The sequence below is a fragment of the Streptomyces chiangmaiensis genome, assembly GCF_036281785.1.
GTDB classification, from domain to species: domain Bacteria; phylum Actinomycetota; class Actinomycetes; order Streptomycetales; family Streptomycetaceae; genus Streptomyces; species Streptomyces chiangmaiensis.
Window position 1 is genome coordinate 1 of sequence record NZ_JAYWVC010000685.1, and the last position, 733, is coordinate 733.

A 733-nucleotide genomic window follows, 5' to 3' on the forward strand; every position below is an offset into this window, starting at 1 on the left:
GAACCTGTGCGGAATCTACTGTCCGTCTTGATGTTGTCGGGCTGCGTCGATGCGGGCCTGCAGCTGCGCGTGGGTGCGGGCCTTGGGGCCGTCGACCGGGGCGATGCAGATGTCGTGGAGGGCGAGGAGTTCGGCGGCTTGGTCGGCGCACCTGTTCAGATAGGTGCGGTGGCAGCCGAGTATCTCGGTGATCAGGACGGTCGTGGCCACCCGGCGGGCCCGCAGAACCGCTGCCAGCACGCGGTGGTGGTACTCGAGTTGACCGATCCCACGAACGGATGGGCGCTGGCGGGGACGGCCGGTGCGCCGGGTGAGGGCACGGTCGGCAAGGCTCTGCCAGTCGTCAGCGACCTAGTCCACCAGGGAGTCCAGCTCCTGGCGGGGCATGCCGGTCAGGGCCGGATCCGACAGCCAGGCGGTGGTGGCGGGATCGATGCTGCGGGAAGGCGGCGGTGGCTGTGGCTCCGGGGCGGGGTGCAGGGTGTAGTTCCAGTCGCCGTGGAAGTCGTCGCGCGTCAGCGGAAGAGCGGCGACCTGCCAGTGCGCCGGATTCTGCCCGGTGGGGTAGATATGGGTGTCCAACTCGGCCCGCACCCGTAATCCGGTACGGGTGCGGGCCGCCGCGATCGCCCGGACGGCAACCTCGTGGCTGGTCAGCGGGATACCGCGCCAAGCGCAGGTGATCCGGGAGAACAGCCGGTGTTCGACCTTGTTCCATTTACTGGTGCCCGGC

General features: G+C 69.2%; 1 protein-coding gene and 1 pseudogene. Both read right to left on the reverse strand.

Going from position 1 to position 733, the window contains the following annotated elements:
* Positions 1-15 precede the first annotated feature (15 nt).
* Complete coding sequence (locus VXC91_RS46415) at positions 16-240, reverse strand: hypothetical protein (RefSeq protein ID WP_329513339.1); 225 nt, start codon at positions 238-240, stop codon at positions 16-18.
* A gap of 114 nt (positions 241-354) precedes the next feature.
* A pseudogene (locus tag VXC91_RS46420) lies at positions 355-733 on the reverse strand (ISAzo13-like element transposase-related protein); the annotation flags it as partial.